The organism is Synechococcus sp. MU1648 (assembly GCF_023630615.1).
GTDB lineage: Bacteria > Cyanobacteriota > Cyanobacteriia > PCC-6307 > Cyanobiaceae > Parasynechococcus.
Genome location: NZ_JAKUHI010000001.1, coordinates 275379 through 294995, shown reverse-complemented (window position 1 = coordinate 294995; position 19617 = coordinate 275379). Strand labels below are relative to the sequence as shown.

18 protein-coding genes and 1 other RNA gene are annotated in these 19617 nt (G+C 58.7%); 8 read left to right on the top strand and 11 right to left on the bottom strand.

Annotation, left to right across the window (positions count from 1 at the left end):
- Positions 1-381: 381 nt before the first annotated feature.
- From NCN06_RS01885 to NCN06_RS01865, 5 genes are all read right to left on the bottom strand, one after another.
- The gene (locus NCN06_RS01885; RefSeq protein ID WP_250398594.1) at positions 382-1032 is read right to left on the bottom strand and encodes a hypothetical protein; all 651 of its coding nucleotides are present in this window, start codon (positions 1030-1032) and stop codon (positions 382-384) included.
- Between the two features lie 228 nt (positions 1033-1260).
- Positions 1261-2703: a hypothetical protein gene (locus NCN06_RS01880; RefSeq protein WP_250398593.1), complete on the bottom strand. Its 1443-nt coding sequence runs from the start codon at positions 2701-2703 to the stop codon at positions 1261-1263.
- A gap of 861 nt (positions 2704-3564) precedes the next feature.
- A non-coding RNA gene (ssrS, locus tag NCN06_RS01875) (6S RNA) lies at positions 3565-3748 on the bottom strand.
- 7 nt (positions 3749-3755) lie between these two features.
- Positions 3756-4916 carry a 5-(carboxyamino)imidazole ribonucleotide synthase gene (locus NCN06_RS01870; RefSeq protein ID WP_250398592.1) on the bottom strand — a complete coding sequence of 387 codons (1161 nt, stop codon included), beginning with the start codon at positions 4914-4916 and terminating at the stop codon, positions 3756-3758.
- A 52-nt stretch (positions 4917-4968) separates the two neighbouring features.
- Complete coding sequence (locus NCN06_RS01865) at positions 4969-5841, bottom strand: carbohydrate ABC transporter permease (RefSeq protein WP_250398671.1); 873 nt, start codon at positions 5839-5841, stop codon at positions 4969-4971.
- A gap of 61 nt (positions 5842-5902) precedes the next feature.
- Between NCN06_RS01865 and aroB the strand changes: the two genes are divergently transcribed.
- Positions 5903-7018, top strand: a complete 1116-nt coding sequence (gene aroB, locus NCN06_RS01860; RefSeq protein ID WP_250398591.1) for a 3-dehydroquinate synthase — start codon at positions 5903-5905, stop codon at positions 7016-7018.
- Here aroB and NCN06_RS01855 read toward each other — a convergent pair.
- Complete coding sequence (locus NCN06_RS01855) at positions 6972-8204, bottom strand: class I SAM-dependent methyltransferase (protein ID WP_250398590.1); 1233 nt, start codon at positions 8202-8204, stop codon at positions 6972-6974. The genes aroB and NCN06_RS01855 overlap by 47 nt on opposite strands.
- Here NCN06_RS01855 and NCN06_RS01850 point away from each other — a divergent pair.
- Positions 8203-9012, top strand: a complete 810-nt coding sequence (locus NCN06_RS01850) for a TPM domain-containing protein (protein WP_115021980.1) — start codon at positions 8203-8205, stop codon at positions 9010-9012. The genes NCN06_RS01855 and NCN06_RS01850 overlap by 2 nt on opposite strands.
- Positions 9013-9028: 16 nt before the next feature.
- On the opposite strand, the gene NCN06_RS01845 is transcribed toward NCN06_RS01850, so the two are convergent.
- The 3 genes from NCN06_RS01845 to NCN06_RS01835 all read right to left on the bottom strand — a co-directional run bounded on the left by NCN06_RS01845 (position 9029) and on the right by NCN06_RS01835 (position 11819).
- Positions 9029-9745 (bottom strand): glycoside hydrolase family 24 protein, encoded by a 717-nt coding sequence (locus NCN06_RS01845; RefSeq protein ID WP_250398589.1) that lies wholly within the window; start codon positions 9743-9745, stop codon positions 9029-9031.
- Positions 9746-9939: 194 nt separating this feature from the next.
- Positions 9940-11037 carry a hypothetical protein gene (locus tag NCN06_RS01840; RefSeq protein WP_250398588.1) on the bottom strand — a complete coding sequence of 366 codons (1098 nt, stop codon included), beginning with the start codon at positions 11035-11037 and terminating at the stop codon, positions 9940-9942.
- Positions 11031-11819: a TIGR04168 family protein gene (locus NCN06_RS01835; protein ID WP_370629828.1), complete on the bottom strand. Its 789-nt coding sequence runs from the start codon at positions 11817-11819 to the stop codon at positions 11031-11033. Before NCN06_RS01835 ends, NCN06_RS01840 begins: the two co-directional genes overlap by 7 nt.
- A 113-nt stretch (positions 11820-11932) precedes the next feature.
- Here NCN06_RS01835 and nadA point away from each other — a divergent pair, with 113 nt between their 5' ends.
- From nadA to NCN06_RS01820, 3 genes are read left to right on the top strand one after another with little or no spacing between them, the layout of a single operon-like run.
- Positions 11933-12865, top strand: a complete 933-nt coding sequence (nadA, locus tag NCN06_RS01830; RefSeq protein WP_250398587.1) for a quinolinate synthase NadA — start codon at positions 11933-11935, stop codon at positions 12863-12865.
- Entirely contained in the window at positions 12862-13167 is a 306-nt protein-coding gene (locus NCN06_RS01825) for a hypothetical protein (protein ID WP_226398514.1), read from the top strand. The genes nadA and NCN06_RS01825 overlap by 4 nt, the downstream gene beginning before the upstream one ends.
- A gap of 38 nt (positions 13168-13205) precedes the next feature.
- The gene (locus NCN06_RS01820) at positions 13206-13628 is read left to right on the top strand and encodes a YbbN family protein (protein ID WP_226398515.1); all 423 of its coding nucleotides are present in this window, start codon (positions 13206-13208) and stop codon (positions 13626-13628) included.
- On the opposite strand, the gene NCN06_RS01815 is transcribed toward NCN06_RS01820, so the two are convergent.
- The gene (locus tag NCN06_RS01815) at positions 13629-13862 is read right to left on the bottom strand and encodes a hypothetical protein (RefSeq protein WP_226398516.1); all 234 of its coding nucleotides are present in this window, start codon (positions 13860-13862) and stop codon (positions 13629-13631) included.
- A gap of 67 nt (positions 13863-13929) precedes the next feature.
- On the opposite strand from NCN06_RS01815, the gene NCN06_RS01810 reads away from it, so the two are divergent.
- The gene (locus tag NCN06_RS01810) at positions 13930-14916 is read left to right on the top strand and encodes a ligase-associated DNA damage response exonuclease (RefSeq protein ID WP_226398517.1); all 987 of its coding nucleotides are present in this window, start codon (positions 13930-13932) and stop codon (positions 14914-14916) included.
- Here the strand turns inward: NCN06_RS01810 and NCN06_RS01805 are convergent.
- Positions 14913-15173 carry a hypothetical protein gene (locus NCN06_RS01805; protein WP_226398518.1) on the bottom strand — a complete coding sequence of 87 codons (261 nt, stop codon included), beginning with the start codon at positions 15171-15173 and terminating at the stop codon, positions 14913-14915. The genes NCN06_RS01810 and NCN06_RS01805 overlap by 4 nt on opposite strands.
- A 119-nt stretch (positions 15174-15292) precedes the next feature.
- On the opposite strand from NCN06_RS01805, the gene NCN06_RS01800 reads away from it, so the two are divergent.
- The gene (locus NCN06_RS01800) at positions 15293-16948 is read left to right on the top strand and encodes an ATP-dependent DNA ligase (protein ID WP_226398519.1); all 1656 of its coding nucleotides are present in this window, start codon (positions 15293-15295) and stop codon (positions 16946-16948) included.
- Positions 16948-19425 carry a ligase-associated DNA damage response DEXH box helicase gene (locus tag NCN06_RS01795; RefSeq protein WP_250398586.1) on the top strand — a complete coding sequence of 826 codons (2478 nt, stop codon included), beginning with the start codon at positions 16948-16950 and terminating at the stop codon, positions 19423-19425. The genes NCN06_RS01800 and NCN06_RS01795 overlap by 1 nt, the downstream gene beginning before the upstream one ends.
- The last annotated feature ends 192 nt before the right edge of the window (positions 19426-19617 follow it).

Here is a 19617-nt window from a genome sequence, read left to right as displayed (position 1 = left end):
GAACCGATTGAATCAGTCGTACCGATACGGGTCTTTGATTGCATGACCAAGTCTGCATCAATGTTTGAAAACGCTGCAGGCATCAGCTGAAACCCAAGCGCGTGATTCCGTTTCAGTACGTCAGGCGACGATCCCGAAGAGTGTGATCAAGAGGCTGTATAGCCGAACCTCGATTCCATGGACGGAACCGCTGTGCGCTCTAGTCGTTGATGGTGGTTTGCCCCCATCCCTAAGAAGGAACAATGAAATTCGGATATCGCGGGTGAAGGGTCAGAGGTGAATGGCTGAAGTGTTCCCATCTCTGCACAAGCAATACAAAAACCCCGCCTTTCGACGGGGCTCATCATCTAGGGATCAAAGTGATCCAGCCTTTAAAACGACCTAAGCCAGATGATCAGTGGCTATTGGTAGCAGATCGGCGATCGCATCTGATTTCTGATCTTCCGGGAGATCTGAAGCAGAGAGTGACTTAAACGTGTCGTCAAATTGATTCCCCTCCACGATTGCCATGTCGCTGGAGCTGACATCCCACCAACCAAAGGCTTCGCCCATCGTATAGATATGGTACGCATTAAAACCAACAGCTTCATCGCCTACATCCACAACGTCTTGATAGATGGCGGCGGTCGTTGACATTTGCAATCCAGTCAATGAATCAAGTTCTTGCCCTGAAGTAAAGTCATTAGCTCCAGGCTCTGCTTCATCCAATCCAAAAGCCCCTAGGACTTGACCAGTTAAGTTAACAACGCCTCCGGCAACTACAAAGGCGGCACCAACATGAGCTGTAACACCCGCGCCGATAAGCATTACGCCACCTATTGAATAACCCAAGCCAGTTAATTTGAGATAATCTGATACTTTTGTATCTTCCCCTGCTTCATCAAAGCCAATATTATTCAAATCACGCACTTCGTTGTCCTGAGTGTTTCGCTTCAATGCTTCCAACATTTCAGCCTCTCTTTCTTCTCTGGGAAGCATTGACCACTGTTCCCAGGGGAACGTAGTTGCATCGGCTTGGATAGAAGCGGTCATGGCTTTAGGGGAGTGAATGTTCGGGGGTGTTGCCCCCTCGACTCCTCCAAGGTCACACCCAATCTGGTGACCTCCACTCCACAGCTCTGGTGCAGACCTCAAGAGGTTCTGGTGAGGTTCTAGTGAACGGCTAATAAATCAGTCACCACCTTGATCTAGAGCAATCAAAAACCCCGCTCGGGGCGGGGTTGTCGGCACCATCTCGAGGAATGTTCACTCCCTCATGTCTCAGACCAAAGTGGTTTCTTGAACCGACCAATCATCCTGACCAGACCTTGTTGTCTGCAGATACTGATCCACCGTCACATCCACAATGTTCTCGAATTCGGTGCCCCCGGATGCAAAGAGCTCCAGCGCCTCGATATAAGAGGTTGTATCTCCACCAAGACAGATTCCTGCCTGTTCGGCGTTAATGCTGAGCGACCGGGCACGGTTGGCTGCCTGACTGAATTCTCCGGCGTAGATGTCTTCAATGAACGCCTCAGCGTCTTTGCGCACACGCTGACCACTTCCCATGTCAGGCAAAGACCCCATCGCTGCCTCCGTCAGAGCGACGACCGACTGTGAACTCGGAAGAGAAAGTTCCTCCCAGTAAGCCGATCCCTTCTCGGTCATCCGGGCCAGCACATTAGGTACCACCGCGGAACGCAAGAACAGCTTCTCAGTCGCTGTGTCCAGATTGCCCTCCATCAGAGCATCAAAGCCGCCTGTGAGCTGATCCTTGATGTCCGTGATTCCCATGCTGTCGCTGACATCACGCACCTTCGAGTAGTAACCACTTGTTCGCGCATCAAGCACGGCATCCGTCACCCCAGTAAGTGCATCACCGCTGGGTGCACCCAAAGAGGCTTGATGACCAAAGACACCGGCGTCGTTGCCATTGGCTTGATCCACACCATTCGCAACCAGGTTCCCAATCGGCGCTGCAGCCAGGGAATGTTGAATGCCCTCGCCGATATCGCCTCTCTGGAAGCTGCGGATCGCAGCACCTTGGCGATCCTTCATATTCGTCAGCCCAGTGCTGTCAATCAGTTCGCGGGTGGCTGTAAAAGCACCGAACGTCTTGCTATTGATGGCGTTATCGATGGCATCCGAGACGACTTCAGGCTCGTTCTCAAGCTGCTCTTTCACGACACCAATTTCTCGGGCTGCCTTCGGATCGGTCTGAGCCACCACCGCCTGAACAACGGCGGTAGTGCCATCAACCAATGAAGCCTCGCCGGATGCCACAGCAGAACCCGCTGTGACTGCAGTAGCGATCGGGCTATCGGCTCCAGCAACGGTCTTGACACCTTCCTCAATCGAGGTTTCACCGGAAATCACCTTGGCGGTGGTGTCGATCGCCTCACCGATACTGGTTTTCTTGGCTGCATCCAGAAGCGCATCGCCGACATCCTTTCCGTTAGCGATATCAACGACACCTTCCACAACGCGGCCAATAGAGGTGTTCTTGGCCGATTCAACAAGATCAGTTCCGTAGTCTTCCCACGTTTTCTCTCCGCTCGCGACGTCGACAAGACCGGTGACACTTTTTACGACCGGTGACTCAGTAACTGTTTCAACTACTGCATTAACAGCTTCTGCTGCCGTTTTCTGACCCGCAATCACCTGAACGGTGGAAGTAACAGTTGTGACTGTGACATCTACAACCGAAACAACAGCGGCAAACATTTGAGCAAACATGATGAAAAGGGCTAAGTGGTTTGAGTTTTGGGGTGTCACCCCCTCGACTCCTCCAAGGTCACAGCCCTTCTGGTGAGCCCCAGTGCAAGGCTTTGGTGGGGAACAGGACAGGTTCTGGTGAACTTCTGGTGAAAGACCACAAGGACTAGATGCTTACGCCCAGTTGCCAACCCAGCAGCGACTCCACCACCACAGACTCCCCAAGGTGTGCTCTCCACCAGTCAGACATCCTCTGAACTTGAGGGGGCGTTAGCTCGTATTGCTGCCACAGTTCTCCCACCAGGAACAAAGAAACGCGCCTGTCGCGAGGCATGGACCAGACATGACTGCCTTGAGTGTTCCCCTTTCCTGTCAGGCCATAAAAACCCCAGGCGGACTTCTACGCCTGGGTCGTAATCCTCGCTGCACCGCCTGTAGAAGAGCGATCCTTAAATCTGATCTGAAGCCGAGCTGAGAGTTTTGGCGGCTTCAGCCCGCTACAGGTGCCCAAAGCTTGCACCGCTTCTTTAGGTGCTCGCCTAGCTGCTATTTCTTTGACCTGAGCTTGCGTTGGTAGATAAGCCACTCAAATCAACATGAAGCCCCTACGGCTTGGCAGCAGGATGAAACTGCCCCCCATGGGGTACGCCTTCAGTGTCAAATCCCTGGGGGTGGCTTCGTTGGAGAGTGGATCTCCTGCACTTCTATGGGCTCTCTTCTCAGTATTGGAGTTGAGTGTTTACCCAACAGCCTGAAGGGCACAGGCCACTGCTTAAAAACCCTCAAATACAGCCTTGAGATCAGCTGAACTAATCTTTGTGTATGGGATTTCAGCAGATCTAGAGAGGCCGAGAACCCTTGGAATCATTGGGGTGAACCACCATGCCGTGCGAGCCCCAGTGATCGACCTGGAAGAACCAGAAGGGGCGACAAAGTGGGGCTTCGTTTCCGGCTGCAGGGCCGGTCTACGTCACCGTCACGACAGTCTCCCCAAGTCGAAAGAGAGTCAGATCAGAGCACTAAAGAAAGGCCGTCACCAACACAGCAGTTCATCCACAACACTAATCGGGACTCTCGCTCTGGAGAGGCCAGATCCTGCGAATGGCCGCCAGTGCTGAGTCGGCTTCATCGCGCCGCTTCAGAACCGTGTCGCCCTCGAGAAGCAGCGTCACATGCCCCAACTTGCGACCCGGTGTCTCCGGCGACTTGCCGTACCAGTGCAGATGAAGACCCTGTATGGCCTCAAGCGCCTGAAGCCGCTGATCCAAAGGGGCATGGCGGGCTGGATCCAGGCCCAGCAGGTTGACCATCAAGGCACCGCAGCTGCTCAGCTCTGGCTCCGGCACGGGGAGGCCGGCAGCAATGCAGAGCTGCTGATCAAACTGACTGCTGGTGCAAGCCTCGATGGAGAAATGGCCTGAATTGTGGGTGCGAGGGGCAATTTCATTCACTTGCAGACCAGCTGGCCCGTAAAAGAATTCCAAAGCCAGCACGCCGACGTAACTGAGCTTCGTCATCAGCGATGCCGCAACGTTGTAGGCCAAAGCCGCCACCGACGGGTCCACCGGCGCAGGTGCCAGAACCCAGTCACAGACTTGTTGATGCTGGTGGGTTTGCACCAGTGGGAAGTGGCGGATCCTTCCTTTTTGATCTCGGCTGACGACGAGAGCCAGCTCCAGCTCGTAATCCACCCACGATTCCAGGAGCCAGTCGTCTGCTGTGACGGCCCGCAACAACTGCGCAAGGGCTTCGATATCGCGCAGCACCACCGTGCCCTTGCCGTCATATCCCCCACGGGACGCCTTCGCCATCACAGGAAAGGTCCAACCCTGGGGCAGAGCAGGTTGGGCCGGAGAAATCAAACTGAGCGGACACCAGGGTGAACTGGGAATCGCCAGGTCGTCGAGCAGCTGACGCTGCGAGAGTTTGTCGACAAGTGGCGACAGAGCGGCCAACGACGGGCGGAAGCGAACCCCCTGCTGCTCAAGCGGAAGAAGGGCGTCGATATTGACCCACTCGTTCTCGAAGGTGACACCGTCACAACCCACCACCAGTTCACGGGTTCCAGCCACGTCCCGGGGATCCGCCTCAACATGACGCGCCGCCAAGCCGGCGGCAGGATCCGCTGCATTGGAGGTTTGCACCGCGATCGGAACCTCTCGTTGCGTGGCGGCCTGCACAAGCATCCGTGCCAGCTGACCACCTCCCACAACACCGATCATCGTGTCCGAGCCGTCTCCCGCAGCTTGCCACCTAGCGGGGCCGATGACAGCGTCAAATCAACGGACGATCGCCGGCAAAGGCCAGACGAATCATCGTGAACAGAAGGACCACTAGGAACAGGGCCAAGCCCAAGGTGCAGGCGTAGCTGATCTCCAATTCAGCAAAGGCCTGGTCGTAGACGTAATACACGATGGTTCGCGTGGCATCGGCCGGACCTCCCTGGGTCATCAGAAACACCTCCTCAAAAACCTTCGTGGCAGCAATCGACGACACGACAGCAACCAGGGTCACGTAGGGGCCCATCAAGGGCAAGGTGATGTCGAGATGCTTTCTCCAGCCCTCGCTGCCATCCAACTCAGCTGCCTCGTAGAGCTCCTTGGGGATGCCCTGGAGACCCGCCAGAAAGATGACCATGTAGTAGCCGAGACCCTTCCAGAGAGTCACCAACATCACCGCTGGAAGCGCTAGCTGCGGGGTTGTGAGAAAACCGATCGGGCTAAAGGCATCGCCGAGCAGCACGCTCAACCATCCGTTGATCAGACCGTTCTCGGCATAAAGCCAGCGAAAGGCGATTGCAGCAACCACGATTGACACCAGCACGGGGGTGTAAAAGGCACCCCGCAACAAGGAACGTCCTGGCAAACCCTGGTTGACCAGAACAGCTAGCGCCAATGCCCCCAGAACAATGGGGGGCACCACACCGATCAGGTACACAAATGTGGTGACCAGCACCTGACGCGCCATGGGATCCGACACCAACCGCTGCAGGTTGGCCAGGCCCACGAATCGCAGCGGTTCACTGACATCCAGACCCGTTGCGGTGAAACTCATCACCAGAGCCATCAACGCCGGCAGCAGCACCGACAGGCTGATCAGGATCACCGCCGGCAGGAGAAATGCCCAGGCCGAAAGGGAGTTGCGCACTGCTCTCTCGCGCACTGAACCAGCGACACTGTTGCGAGAGTAGGTGGGTTCCAACGGTTTCATGACCACAATCACCCCGTTGCATCACATCCGCGTTGCGCTGGAGCGCAATCCCTACGACGTTGTGATCGGTGCCGGCAGCCTGGCCAGCCTCGGCCAGCAGATGCTGGACGCGGGGGTCCAACCCGGTCGGCGTGTGCTGGTGGTCAGCAACCCGGATGTCGCCACCCCCTATGGCGACGTGTGCCTGACAAGCCTCAAGGATGCAGGCTTCAGCACTGAACTTCTGGTGATCGACGCCGGCGAACACCAGAAAACCCCAGCAACGGTGGCATCAATTCACGATGCCGCTTACGGCGCCAAGCTCGAACGCAGCTCGTTGATGGTGGCCCTGGGCGGTGGCGTTGTGGGAGACATGACTGGTTTTGCGGCAGCCACCTGGCTGCGGGGCATTCAGGTTGTGCAGGTTCCAACCACCCTGCTGGCGATGGTGGATGCATCCATCGGTGGCAAGACCGGCGTCAACCATCCACGCGGCAAGAACCTCATCGGCGCCTTTCACCAGCCGCGCCTGGTGCTGATCGATCCATCGACCCTGAACACCCTTCCCGAACGGGAATTCCGTGCCGGCATGGCGGAGGTCATCAAATACGGAATTCTCGGAGATACGGAACTGTTTGATGAGCTGGAGGCCTGCAATGACCCGAGCACGCCCTCTGGGCTTGGAGCCGAGCGCTTGAGCTCAATCCTGAGTCGATCCGCTGCTGCGAAGGCACGAGTAGTGGAGGCTGATGAACGAGAAGGAGGTTTGCGAGCAATCCTGAATTACGGCCATACCTTCGGCCACGTGGTGGAGACCCTCTGCGGCTATGGCACCTGGCTGCATGGCGAGGCAGTCGCCATCGGCATGGTGGCCGTGGGCGAACTCGCCGTGCTGCGGGGAAGCTGGAGTCGCAATGACGCGGATCGGCAACGCCGGCTGATCGACAGCAGCGGACTACCCACCGCCTGGCCCGATCTCTCCGCAGAAGCCGTACTGAACAGCTTGCAGGGCGACAAAAAGGTGCGCGATGGTCGATTGCGCTTCGTGCTCCCAACAGGGATCGGTTCCGTCGAAATTCGCGATGACGTCAGTCGCGAGGAGATTCTGAGTTGCCTGGAGCAGCTGCAAGGCTGAAGCCCCCCTCGGGCAATCCCCAGAGATAGGTGAGCCAGCGGAAGGCACCAAGACCCGAAGGGTCCACCAGCCGAAGCAGGGTTTCACGGCGCTGCAAGGCTTCCGCCAAACGTTGGCCAGGCAGCTGTTGAAGGTCATGGAGACGCTCCGCGAGTCCCAGTGCAAGGAGTGCCTCACCCTGCTTGGCCTGATCACCCTCCAACCAGCCGCTGCGCTTGGCGGCCTCAGCAACAACATCGATGCAGAGATGTGCCGTCAGATCCTGCTCGCCGGGCTGATGCAACGGCGACAGGCCCGCCGCTTGGGCTCGAACAGCCATGAGGGTGCCCTCCGAGCGCCGAGCCGTGTAGTAGCGATGGGCTTCCAGGGCGTAATCAATCACGAGGAGCACTCCTGCATCCAAAGCGGCGCCCACCGTGGCGAACCAATCGGGGAGTGCACTGTTCCACTCCGTGGTCCAACCCTCCTCTGCATCGGGGGGAGGCAGCTGGATGCCGCGATTGATGCACACACGCTTGATCTCGTCCTGCAATGCAACTGGCAGGGGCCGATGGGTCGTCCGCAGCCCATGGGTTTGATCAAGTTCAACCCACTCCTGTTGGAGTGATCCATCACGCCACACCAATCGCTCTACCGGGAGGGCATCCAGCAACTCATGGGCGATCACCACCCCACGCACCGGATCACTCCGCAGCTGCTCAAGGGAGCACCACCGCACCGACAAACCATCCACCTGCTGAAGCCGGGCCTGCTGTCGCTGACGCATGCCGGGGTTGACCTCCACCAACACCATCTCGATATGAGGCAGTAGCGCTGAGTCGGAACAGCAAAGTTGGGCGATTAGATCAAGGGCAAGATGGCCTTCCCCAGGCCCGATTTCAACAATCGAAAGGCGCTGATCAGAATCCGTTCTGGACAGGGAAGCGAGCCAGGTCAGGAGTTGGGGCGCCAGCAGGGCAGCGAAGTCGCTGCCCAGGGATGGAGACGTAACGAAATCACCCTGGGTTCCGATGCGGGCACGGCCTGCTCCGTAGTAGCCATGCTCTTGCTCGTTGAGAGCCAGATCCATGAACCGTGAAAACGGAACGGCACCCCCCGCCTGTTGCAGATGCGTTGCCAACCAGTCGGGACAGGCCGCAGCCATCGGTTTCATTGGAGAGAATGCCGGTCGCTGCAGCAGTTCCATGGGAACACATCGCATCCAACATCTGTGGAGCTTCGTCGTGGTGGCTCTGGTCAGCCTGGGTGTTCTGGTGACTCCCGCTGATGCCTACGACAACCCCGAGCTGCTGCCAGATCACCCCACCCCGGTGATCGACCTCGCCAAGGTTTTCAGTGATACCCAAAGGGCCCAGTTGGAGGCATCCCTTGGTGATGTGGAAGAGCGCACAGGCTGGAAAATGCGAGTGTTGACGCAGTACGAACGCACGCCAGGACTAGCCATTCGCGAGTTCTGGGGGCTGGATGAAAGCAGCCTGCTGCTGGTGGCAGACCCACGGGGGGGGAATCTGCTGAACTTCAACGTCGGCGATGCCTATTTCGCGATGATGCCGCGCACCTACTGGGTCGAACTGCAGACCCGTTACGGCAACCAGTACTACGTCAAGGAGCACGGTGAAGACGGAGCTGTGCTCGATGCTCTCAATGCTGTGGAGATCTGTCTTGACCGGGGCGGCTGTCAGGTCGTGCCAGGACTTCCGCAAGAACAGTGGCTGTGGACGCTAACCACATCGGTTTTTGGAGGCTTAATTGCAGGCTTTGCGGCCTACCCCCGCAAGGACGATGAAACGATTGCCTGGGGCTGGATGCTTTTGCTGTCACCACTTTGGGTGATGTTGTTTGGCGTCTTCGGCATCGCGCCCGTGATCACGCGAACATCTGAGTATTTGCCCATTCTGAGAAACACCGTTGGCTTCCTCGGAGGCGGCATTGCTGCCTATCTGATCGCCCAGGTGACAGTGGGGCGTCGCCTACAGAGCGATACAGAAGGTTGAGGAGAATTGATGCCCCTCAGAGCTGGGTTGCGCAAGCGATGCGCGACCCGGTGCAGATCGCAGGAGGGGCAACGAGAGCCTGACGCTTCAGATCGCGGAGGCGTCGGAGCTCAGCAAGATTCACGTCGTAAAACGAGCGCAGCCGCGCATATTTTTTGACGGGCTGGCCGTAGTAGCTCCGACCAGCAAGGGTGGGAAATGACGCCCACTCAGGAGCCAGCTTGGCAGCGAGGATTGGGCTGAGGACGCCGCTGTCGGTCAGAACAAGTGCTTTACGGCGCTGAATCAAAAACAAAGCTCCCTGATCTTGAGCCTCAGGACCAAACCCCCGTACACCGATGCTGCGTTGGACCAGATTCCAGGTGAACGGCATGAACTGGTAGGCCCCGGCAGCCGCACTGGCGTAGCGGGAGCTGTAGATCACGCGATTGGGATGACGGTCGAGAGAGGGCATCAAGCCACCACCGAACATCACCCGATAGCCAACATCCAGACCACCTTTCCAGGTGCCTTCAGCGAAGCGAATCGTGTTGAGCATTGCCCGACGTTCGGGCGTAATCACGTAGGGGATTGCCAGGCTGGGCTGGACTTCGGGGGTGTGAACCAACTGCGCCCGCGAGGCAGGGGGCAGCAAGCTGGCTTGCGCGGGCAGAACGGAACAAACGGCAGGCAGAACTCCGACGATCACGGCCGCTGAAAGCGTCTGACGACCGATGAATGCAGAGATAGCCATAAAAAGCGTTCAAAGAGCATGCCCTCAAAAGAGGACGAGAAGCACATCAGAAGCGGATGAGGTGCTCAGGCGGAAAAAATTTCCACTCGCGGTGACTTTGTCGAACCAAAGGTTCAAAGCAATAGGTATATATGCCAGTCAAACAATTGGATAAGCCATCAGCGTGGGCGCGAATTGGCGCGAAAAAGATTGTTTTAACGCTGAAAATTAAAAATGCTTTCAACCCAGCTCACCAGTGCCAAAGCGGCTTCTTGAGCCCCTAATGCAGAAAGAGGTGCCCCCGTGGGCGCCAACAAAGGCTGGTCCAACTGCCATGCCCCTGCGTCCAGCTCCAGCCGGCTGAGGAATCGGTGCTGACCGTGCCGTTGCAGGCCATCCATCAGCACAGACGCTTCAGCAAATCCGCTGCGCGCAACCACGTGAAGCCCAACACCCTGGGCCATCGCCTCACAAAAGCTGCTGAATCCTGGCTTCCCCAGAGAACGGGCACAGCGGCCGAGCACATCGACAGGACGCACCCCCTCCGGCAGAACCGTGAGATTGGGGAGTTCAGCCAGCTCAGGCTGTTGCGAGGCCGTGGCTGAGGCCGGAAGTAAGAAATGGTGGTTGGGCCAAAGCTGAAACAGATCACTGCGAAGGGACAGACCGATGCCACCGAACCCAACGAGAACCACTGGAACGTGGAGAGCATCGAAGCAAGCCTCCAGATCCGCCGGGATCGCTTGCGGCGTACCGCAGACCAACCCGAGCCTCCGTTCAGGCAGGCCCCAGTTCATGGGTAGATCAAACGGACAACGAAGCAGCAGATCACCGCAGCGATAGGCCTCTGCTGCTGCTTCAGCAGCCCGTTGGAACGCAGGGCCCAAGGGTGCATAGATGTCATCCCATCCAAAATTGCTCATCCAGACAAGGGGGGCCCTCACCCGCTGCGCCAAAGCGGCTGCGGCCGGGGGAATGTCGCCGAAAATGAGCACTGGCTGCTCCTGTGCCGCCAACCAGCTGGCTTCGGCCTCAATCAAGGCCGGCAACCTCTGCTCGAGCAGATCCAAGGCGGTGAGCGTGGCCGCACGATTCACACCGAGAGCATCCGCTTGCACCATGCCCACATCCCAATGACAGGAACGTTGCTGAATGGACGAATCCCCCAGCAGACGCTTCAGCACAGGGGGTGGGAGACCCGAGCTCATGACCAGAGTCCACTCAGGCCGCAGGCGTCGAAGCACCTGCAGCACTGCCGCATCCCGAGCCGCGTGGCCAAAGCCATGGCTGCTGCTGCAGGTGTAGATCAGCACGAAGAGGGAGCATCCATCGGCAACTGCTCCTGATGGATCAACTCAGCGTCTGAGGTGTACCAACGATGGGCCAGCTGAGTCAGTTGGGAGCCCTGGAATTCAGCCCAGGAAAGATGCATAAGCGGCCGATCATGCCCATCAAGCCCGGAGCGCGGCACGCAGGCAGCATTGATCAGTGCCGTTCCGTGGCGGTGGCGCAGCAGGTTCTGCCGGAGCCCGGAGCCCCGTTTGAGGGCATGGTGCATGTGGCCGAAAATCACCAGATCTGCAGGTCGATTCCGCGCCATGCGATCCAAGGCGAGGGCAAGATCCTGATCACCCCAGTCAACAGCTGGCGTTTTCCAATCCCGACCACACGGACTGGCTGCATCCGAGCCCAGTCCCGTGGGACCGCAATGGGCCATCACGATCAAGGGCTGATCGGCGGGGACACCTGCCGCGGCCTGAACGATCCGATCGGCGGACGCCTCAAGCGACACCGGTCCGTAAACCGCCTCCACGGCATTTGAGAGATGAAAACCACCTCCAGCACTACAGGGACGTGCACCGACAATCGTCAAGGGGAGCTCCGGCCATTGGATGGCCCGCCAAGCACAGTGAAGATCACCGAGTACAGCTAGTTGCTGCTCAAGGATGCCGCCACTGCGATCCCGCCCACGATCGTGATTCCCCAGGATCACGGCCACGGGAAACGGAAGACGCGTGATCCTGCGCGTCAGACGCAGGTCGCCATCGGAGAGATCACCAACGAAGAGAACAGCATCGGGCTTGAGGATCTGCAGAAGCTGCTCATCCGCATCGCCCCAGGCGCCATGCAGATCACCAGCAATGGCAAGTCGCAGGTGCGTCAGAGCGGATGCCTAGGCTGTGTTCATCCTGCCCCGAACCGGTCCTGATGAGCGCTGACACCGCCCTTGTTGCGGCGATCAACCGGCTTCGCGAAGACCGCAATGCCGTGATCCTGGCGCATTACTACCAGGAACCGGAGATTCAAGACATCGCCGATTTCGTTGGCGACTCACTGGAACTATCACGACAAGCTGCCAGCACCAACGCAGATGTGATCGTGTTCTGCGGTGTGCATTTCATGGCAGAGACCGCCAAGATTCTCAGCCCAGAAAAAACGGTGGTTCTGCCGGATTTGGATGCTGGTTGCTCCCTGGCGGATGACTGCCCAGCAGACGACTTCGCCCGGTTTCGTTCGAATCACCCCGATCACTTCGTGGTGAGTTACATCAACTGCACGGCAGCAGTGAAAGCGCAGAGCGATCTGATCTGCACCAGCAGCAATGCCGTGGATCTGGTCAATCAACTACCAACGGATCAGCCGGTTCTGTTCGCACCAGATCAAAACCTGGGGCGCTGGGTGCAGCAACAGAGCGGTCGCGAGCTGACCCTCTGGCCGGGACGCTGCATCGTCCACGAAACATTCAGCGAAGAAGCCGTGCTTGCGCTCAAGCACGAACATCCCTCGGCTGAAGTCATCGCCCATCCCGAATGCCAGCAGAACCTGCTGGACCTGGCGGACTTCATTGGCTCCACCAGCAAACTCTTGAACTACACAGAACAAAGTGCCTCAGACAGTTTCATCGTTCTGACGGAACCGGGGATCCTGCATCAGATGCAGCAACGGGTGCCCGAGAAGACGCTGCTCGACGTCCCTGGGCTGGATGGCTGCAGCTGCAATGCCTGCCCTTACATGCGGCTCAACACCCTTGAGAAACTGAAGGCCTGCCTGGAGACCCTGACGCCTGCAATCGACATGGATGAAACCGTGCGCCTGAAGGCCCTGAAACCCATGCAGCGCATGCTTGAGATGAGCCGGTGAAACCGGATCAGGCGACCATCAAAGATTTTCAGCAATGGTGTGGACTGGGCATGGCGGTGCTCCTCGCAGCCTGCTCAACCATGAGCGAGCAAGAGAGAAAGGCGTTCCTCTGTGAGGAATGGGCACGAGGCACAAAAAATGTGGATCAACTCAAGGCGACCTACTCCATCGCCACAGGCAAGCAGTTGAAACTCCGATCGGGCGGACCTCGGACTGGAGTCAGCTACATCGACGGTGATCTCAAGCAGCTTGCCCGAGAGGTTGACACTGCTTGCGACGTCCAATCCATGGGATTGGAATAGATTTTCGAGCCCTAAAACATTGTTTTGAGGAGCGTCCTGTGAGCCGTGTATGGGGCATCGACGTCTTGGCCGGTCTGGCTCTCGTCGCGGGGGGTTCGAGCCTGAAGGTGGTTGCACAACCCTGGAATCAACCAATCCCTCAACCCGCTACGGAATCCACACCACAAACAATTAAATTGGCCGACCACCTCAATACGGTTGGCGCCAAGTTTTTTGGGGCGCATTGGTGCCCAGCCTGCAAGGAGCAGATGAAACTCTTCGGCAAACATGCCGGAGGACGACTGAATTACGTGGAGTGCGGTCTGCCCGACAAGTATCCAAAGCAGGTGAGCCAATGCCGGGATGCCGGAATTCAATCGATCCCTACCTGGACACGACCTGAATCAACGCGGCTCGAGGGTGTTCAGTCGATCAACACCCTCGAACGCTGGAGTGGTCTGAAACCACTCCAACAGAATTGATTACTTCTTACGGCAATAACCAGCGCCAACATTCATCCATCCGGAAGGGCAGGCTTCACCGTTGGTGGGCATCATCTCGTAATAGATCGGTGACACACAGGTGGTGCCCAAGGTGTTGACGTAACCCAGGGGGCATTGATTGTGACCTTGCGCTTTTGGAATCTTCTTTTGGGCCAGGGCGGAACTGGGAACAGCCAGGGCTGAGGCGAACAGAGCGGCAACGAAGAGCTTCATCGCAGTGCAAGAAAACGCGGTAAAGCTACGGGGCTTTCAGACTGTCTGCAGCGATCAGCAGCGGAGCTTGATCGAACGCACGCCTGAAGGGTTGTACTGCCGAGCAGCGAAGGCATGGGTCGACCCATGGCGCCCAGTCCCCAGGGCTCTGATCACCCACGCCCATGCCGATCATGCAAGGCCCGGATGCGGGGAGTACTGGGCTGTGGCGTCCAGTGAAGGGGTTCTTCGCCAGAGGCTCGGACAAGACATCACGCTTCACCCGGTGGCCTTCGGCGAAGAACTCTGGCTCGGCCAGTGCAAGGTGTCGTTTCACAGTGCCGGACACGTGCTCGGCTCAGCGCAGATCCGCCTGGAATCCGAGGGTGAAGTGTGGCTGGTCAGCGGTGATTACAAGCGCGATGACGACCCCAGCTGCGATCCCTTTGAACCGGTGCGCTGCGATGTGCTGATCACCGAAGCCACCTTCGGGATGCCGATCTATCGCTGGCAGAGCGGTGCCCAGGTGGCCCAGGCCATCCATGCCTGGTGGACCAGTGATCGCAGCAGGCCATCACTGCTGTTCTGCTACGCCTTCGGCAAGGCCCAACGCTTGCTGGCCGAACTCAAGGCCATTGGCGTGGAGGAGGAAGTGCTGCTGCACGGCGCCGTGGAGACCGTGACCCGTCACTACCGCGAGGCGGGGGTTCCGATGACCCCCAGTCGTCCCGTCAGTGAACTGCCCCGCAAGGATCCTCTCCATGGGCGATTGATCCTGGCGCCGCCATCGGCCCATCGCTCCAGCTGGATGCGCCGCTTCAAGTCACCCCAAACCGCCTTTGCCTCCGGTTGGATGGCCGTGCGCGGAGCCCGGAGACGCCGGGGTTACGAGCGAGGGTTCGTGCTCAGTGACCATGCCGACTGGCCCGGATTGCTCCAGACCGTTCGCGACAGCGGCGCCCGCAAGGTTTACGTCACCCATGGGCAGAGCGACGTTCTGGCCCGTTACCTGCGAGAGGTGGAGGGTGTGGATGCGGAACCGCTGGAGACCTTGTTCGAAGGCGAGTCCGATTAGAACTTGGCGATGCCGTCAGGCAGCTCGGGAAGGTTCAGGTTCGCTTCACGGCCTTCGATGGCGGCATTGAGCGACTCGATCATCATTGCGTTGCCGCTGTCTTTGATCGCCTCAAGCGCCTTCTGCATCCGACGCCTGCGATCGGAAGGATCATCCGAAGTGCCAGAGCCGGGCACGGGGGTCACGACGGCCGTCGCTGAGGCGCTAGCGCGCACGTTGCTGAGTTGTTGCGCCAGGTTGTCCCAGAGGAGTGCCATCCGGCTGATCCAAAAAGCTGTCGCTCAGATCAACACAGGTCTCCACCGGATTTCCATCTCTGCTCACAAAATGTCTTGTCAGGATGGCGGGACTGTTGACGCACCCCGTTCAAGCGCGCATGCGTGCCTTTCAGGACTTGTTCAATCAGCTGGATCAGGTCACGGGCACCAAGGCCAAGGTGCAGGCGCTGGTGGATCACTTTCAGGAGGTCGATCCAGGGGAAGCGGCTTGGGCGTTAACGCTCCTGTTGGGCAAACGCCGCCGCCGCTTGATCACCGGTCGCCGCCTCCGCGACATCCTGCGCGACCGCGGCGGTCTTCCGGATTGGCTGATCGACGACTGCTACGGCCAAGTGGGCGACTCAGCTGAAACCATCAGCCTGCTCTGGCCCGCCGTGCAAGAGCGCATTGAAGCCACGGATCCAGGCCTTCCAAGCGGTGAGGGGGACATGCCCCTCAGCTGGTGGATGGAAACCCTGCTGCCGGCCATCAGCACCAGAAGCGACGACGATCAGGCCAATGCGGTGATTTGGCTCTGGCACAGGATCCCGCTCGACCAGCACTTCATCGTCAATAAGTTGCTCACAGGGGGGTTCCGTGTCGGCGTGTCGACGGGACTGATCAGCCGCGCCATTGCCGAGGCGTTTGATCTCGAAGAAACACTGGTAGTGCAACGGCTGATGGGCGGGTTTGAGCCCTCCGCTGAACGATTCGTTCAACTCACCGCAACAGCGACGCCGGATGAGCACCGCTCCAGTGGCACGCCATACCCCTTTTATCTCGCCAGTCCCCTGGAGCCCGAACGGCTTCGGGAGACATCGGTGAACGATTGGAAACTGGAGTGGAAATGGGATGGAATCCGCGGTCAACTGATTCATCGCGGGGCAGGGATCTATCTCTGGAGTCGTGGGGAAGAGTTGGTTAACGACAGCTTCCCTGAACTAGTGGATGTCGCCCAGGCCTTGCCCTCCGGAAGCGTTCTGGACGGTGAACTGATCTGCTGGCAGCAGAACGAGGCAACACCGCTTGGCTTCGATCAGCTGCAACGACGTCTCGGCCGCAAAACCGTTGGAGCGGGGTTGAAAAGGGAATGTCCGATGCGATTCATCGCCTACGACCTACTGGAACATCAGGGCATCGACATTCGCCAGCAGGCATTGAGGCAGCGCCAGAATCAGCTGGCTGACTTGCTCGGCAACATCGAGCATCCCGAATCGTGGCGGTTGCAGCAGAGCCGGTCCTGGTCGATCGACACCTGGGAGGAGCTGGATCAACAACGCAACCAGGCCCGTCAGCACAACGCCGAAGGGCTGATGCTCAAACACGTGGAGGCGCCTTATCTGAGCGGACGAAAACGCGGCCATTGGTGGAAACACAAACTCGAGCCGATGACGCTCGACGCGGTGCTCATCTATGCCCAGGCAGGGAGTGGACGTCGGGCCAATCTGTTCACCGATTACACCTTCGGCCTCTGGACCAACACGGCTGAGCCGCAGCTGGTGACCTTCGCCAAGGCCTATTCCGGCCTGAACGATGCCGAAATCCTTGAGCTCGACCGGTGGATCCGTCGGAACACAGTGCAACGCTTCGGCCCGGCGCGATCGCTCAAAACAGAATTGGTGTTTGAAATCGGCTTTGAGGGCATCCACCCGTCAAAACGCCACAAATCGGGAATCGCTGTGCGGTTCCCGCGAATCCTGCGCTGGCGCCGCGACAAACCCGCAGAGGAAGCGGATTCGCTGCAAACCGCGATGGCTTTGATCCAGAACCGCTGATGGCACGTTCCGAGAGCAAGCCAAACGCCAGCGACCCACGGTTGAGCCCAATCAAGGCCTGGTTCGCCCACAAAAACTGGACCCCTCTCCCGTTCCAGCAAGAGACCTGGAGCGCCTATCTGGCGGGGCGGAATGGATTGATTCAAGTGCCCACAGGGTCCGGCAAAACCTTCGCCGCCGTCATGGGACCCATCGCGCGGATGTTGGCGGACGACCAGCCATTGAAGGGAATACGTCTGCTGTACATCACGCCCTTGCGCGCCTTAAGCCGCGACTTGTCTCTGGCGATCCGCGAACCGATCGAGGCGATGGGTTGGCCGATTCGGGTGGGCATCCGCAACGGCGACAGCAGCAGCAGCGAACGCACCAAACAACTCAAGGCACCACCACAGATTCTGGTCACAACACCGGAATCCCTGGCTCTCCTGCTCAGTAATGCCAAAGCTGAAGAGCTTTTCGGTCAGCTCCAGACGGTGATCCTCGACGAATGGCACGAATTAATGGGCAGCAAAAGGGGCAGCCAGACGGAGCTAAATCTGAGCTGGTTGCGGCAGCACCGCCCTCAGCTCCAGACCTGGGCGATCAGTGCCACCATCGGCAACATCGATCAGGCTGCTCGCCACGCTCTGGGAACGACAGCTGAACCGCAGCTGATCGGAGGAGCCCCGGCCCGCGGTACGGAGATTCAGAGCATCCTCCCGGAAACGATCGATGGCTTCCCCTGGGCCGGGCACCTCGGGTTGCGGATGTACGAAGAGCTGGTGGCCCGCCTCAATCCCGGGATCAGCACCTTGCTGTTCACCAACACCCGCAATCAGTCAGAACGTTGGCACCAGTGTCTGCGCTTTGCCTGTCCGGAAATGGAGGAGGGGTTGGCCCTTCACCACAGCGCCATCGATCGCAGCGAACGTGAAGCCATCGAGGCCGCCGTGAAAGCCGGCAGCATCCGTTGGGTGGTGTGCACCAGCTCTCTTGATCTGGGGGTGGACTTCCAACCCGTCGAACAGGTGGTGCAGATCGGAAGCCCCAAGAATCTGGCGCGACTGCTGCAGCGGGCGGGGCGATCAGCCCACTTGCCCGGCGGAACATCCCAGGTGCTGTTCATGCCCACCAATGCCCTGGAACTGCTCGAGCTCAGTGCTGTGCGTCGAGGACTCGCGGAAGGTCTAGTGGAACAACGCAAACCTCCCACAGCTCCTCTGGATGTGCTGCTGCAGCACCTCACAGGGTTGGCCTGCGGCCCTGGCTTCAATCCCGATCAGACCTTGCAAGCCGTGCGGAGCTGTGCGGCCTACGCCGATCTGAGCCAACACGACTGGGACTGGTGCATGTTGTTTCTGGAGCAGGGCGGGGAGTGCCTCGGGGCCTATCCCCGGTACCGCAAGCTTGAGTGGGAGGAGAGCAGCCAGCGATACCGGGTTCGAGAAAGTGCCATCGCACGCCTGCACCGTCTCAACGTCGGAACGATCACGGCTGCACCGGCGATCACGGTGCGGTTTGTGCGTGGTGCCGTGCTCGGCCATGTGGAGGAGACCTTCATCAGCCAGCTGAAACCGAAAGATGTGTTCTTCTTCTCCGGACGCCAGCTGGAATTTGTTCGCCTGCGGGACATGACCGCCTACGTGAAGGTGAGTACGAAGAAAACGCGCACGGTTCCCGCCTGGGCTGGGGGGCAGATGGCGCTCTCCGATCTGCTCACCCATCACCTGCGGCTGGAGGTGGACCGCGCCAGCAGCGGGGATCTCGACACCGCTGAACTACAGGCTTTAAAGCCACTGTTTGGACGGCAACAGGACCTCTCCGTGCTCCCAACGGTTGGACAACTATTGATCGAAACCTGTCGCACCCGGGAGGGAACGCATCTCTTCGCATACCCCTTTGAAGGTCGGTTCGTGCATGAAGGCATCGGCTTTCTCTGGGCTTCGCGGCTGACCCGTCTGGAACGCGGCACCATCACGGTGTCGGTCAACGACTACGGCTTTGAACTGTTGGCACCGAAGAGCTACCCCATGGCGGAGTTGCTGGAAGACCACATCGATCTGCTACTCGATCGACAAAAGCTGGAGCACGATCTGAAAAACGCCCTGAATCTTTCCGAGCTGCAACGGCGACGCTTCCGAGCCATTGCCCAGATCGCTGGCCTGATGAACCGAGGATTCCCCGGATCAAGCAAGAGCACGGGGCAGCTTCAAATCAGTGCGTCACTGCTCTTCGATGTGTTCACCCGCCATGAACCACAAAACAGGTTGCTGCTGCAGGCACAACAGGAGGTGCTCAACGACCAGTTAGAGATCTCTCGACTGGAGGCAGCCTTGGAGCGTGCTGCGAGCCAGGAATGGCTGCACGTTGAAACCCCGAGGCCCAGCCCGCTGGCATTTCCACTGCTTGTGGAACGCCTCAACAACAGGATGAGCAATGAATCCGTTTTGGAGCGGGTTCAGCGGATGCGAGATGAGGCACTCCGCAAGGAGGGATAGTGATCAACGAGCAATGCGCTAGGGGTGTCTGAATCGGTGCTTTGAAGACTGCTTCTGCAGTTGCAGTGAAGGGCTGTATCGATGGATCGCAGCACCTGGAAGCGGGCAGAACGAAGTCACTGCAGCTGTTCTGAGCGCCTGTGGCAACATCAGAGGTCGAGGCACCCCAAGGCATCGAGCCACCAACGTGCA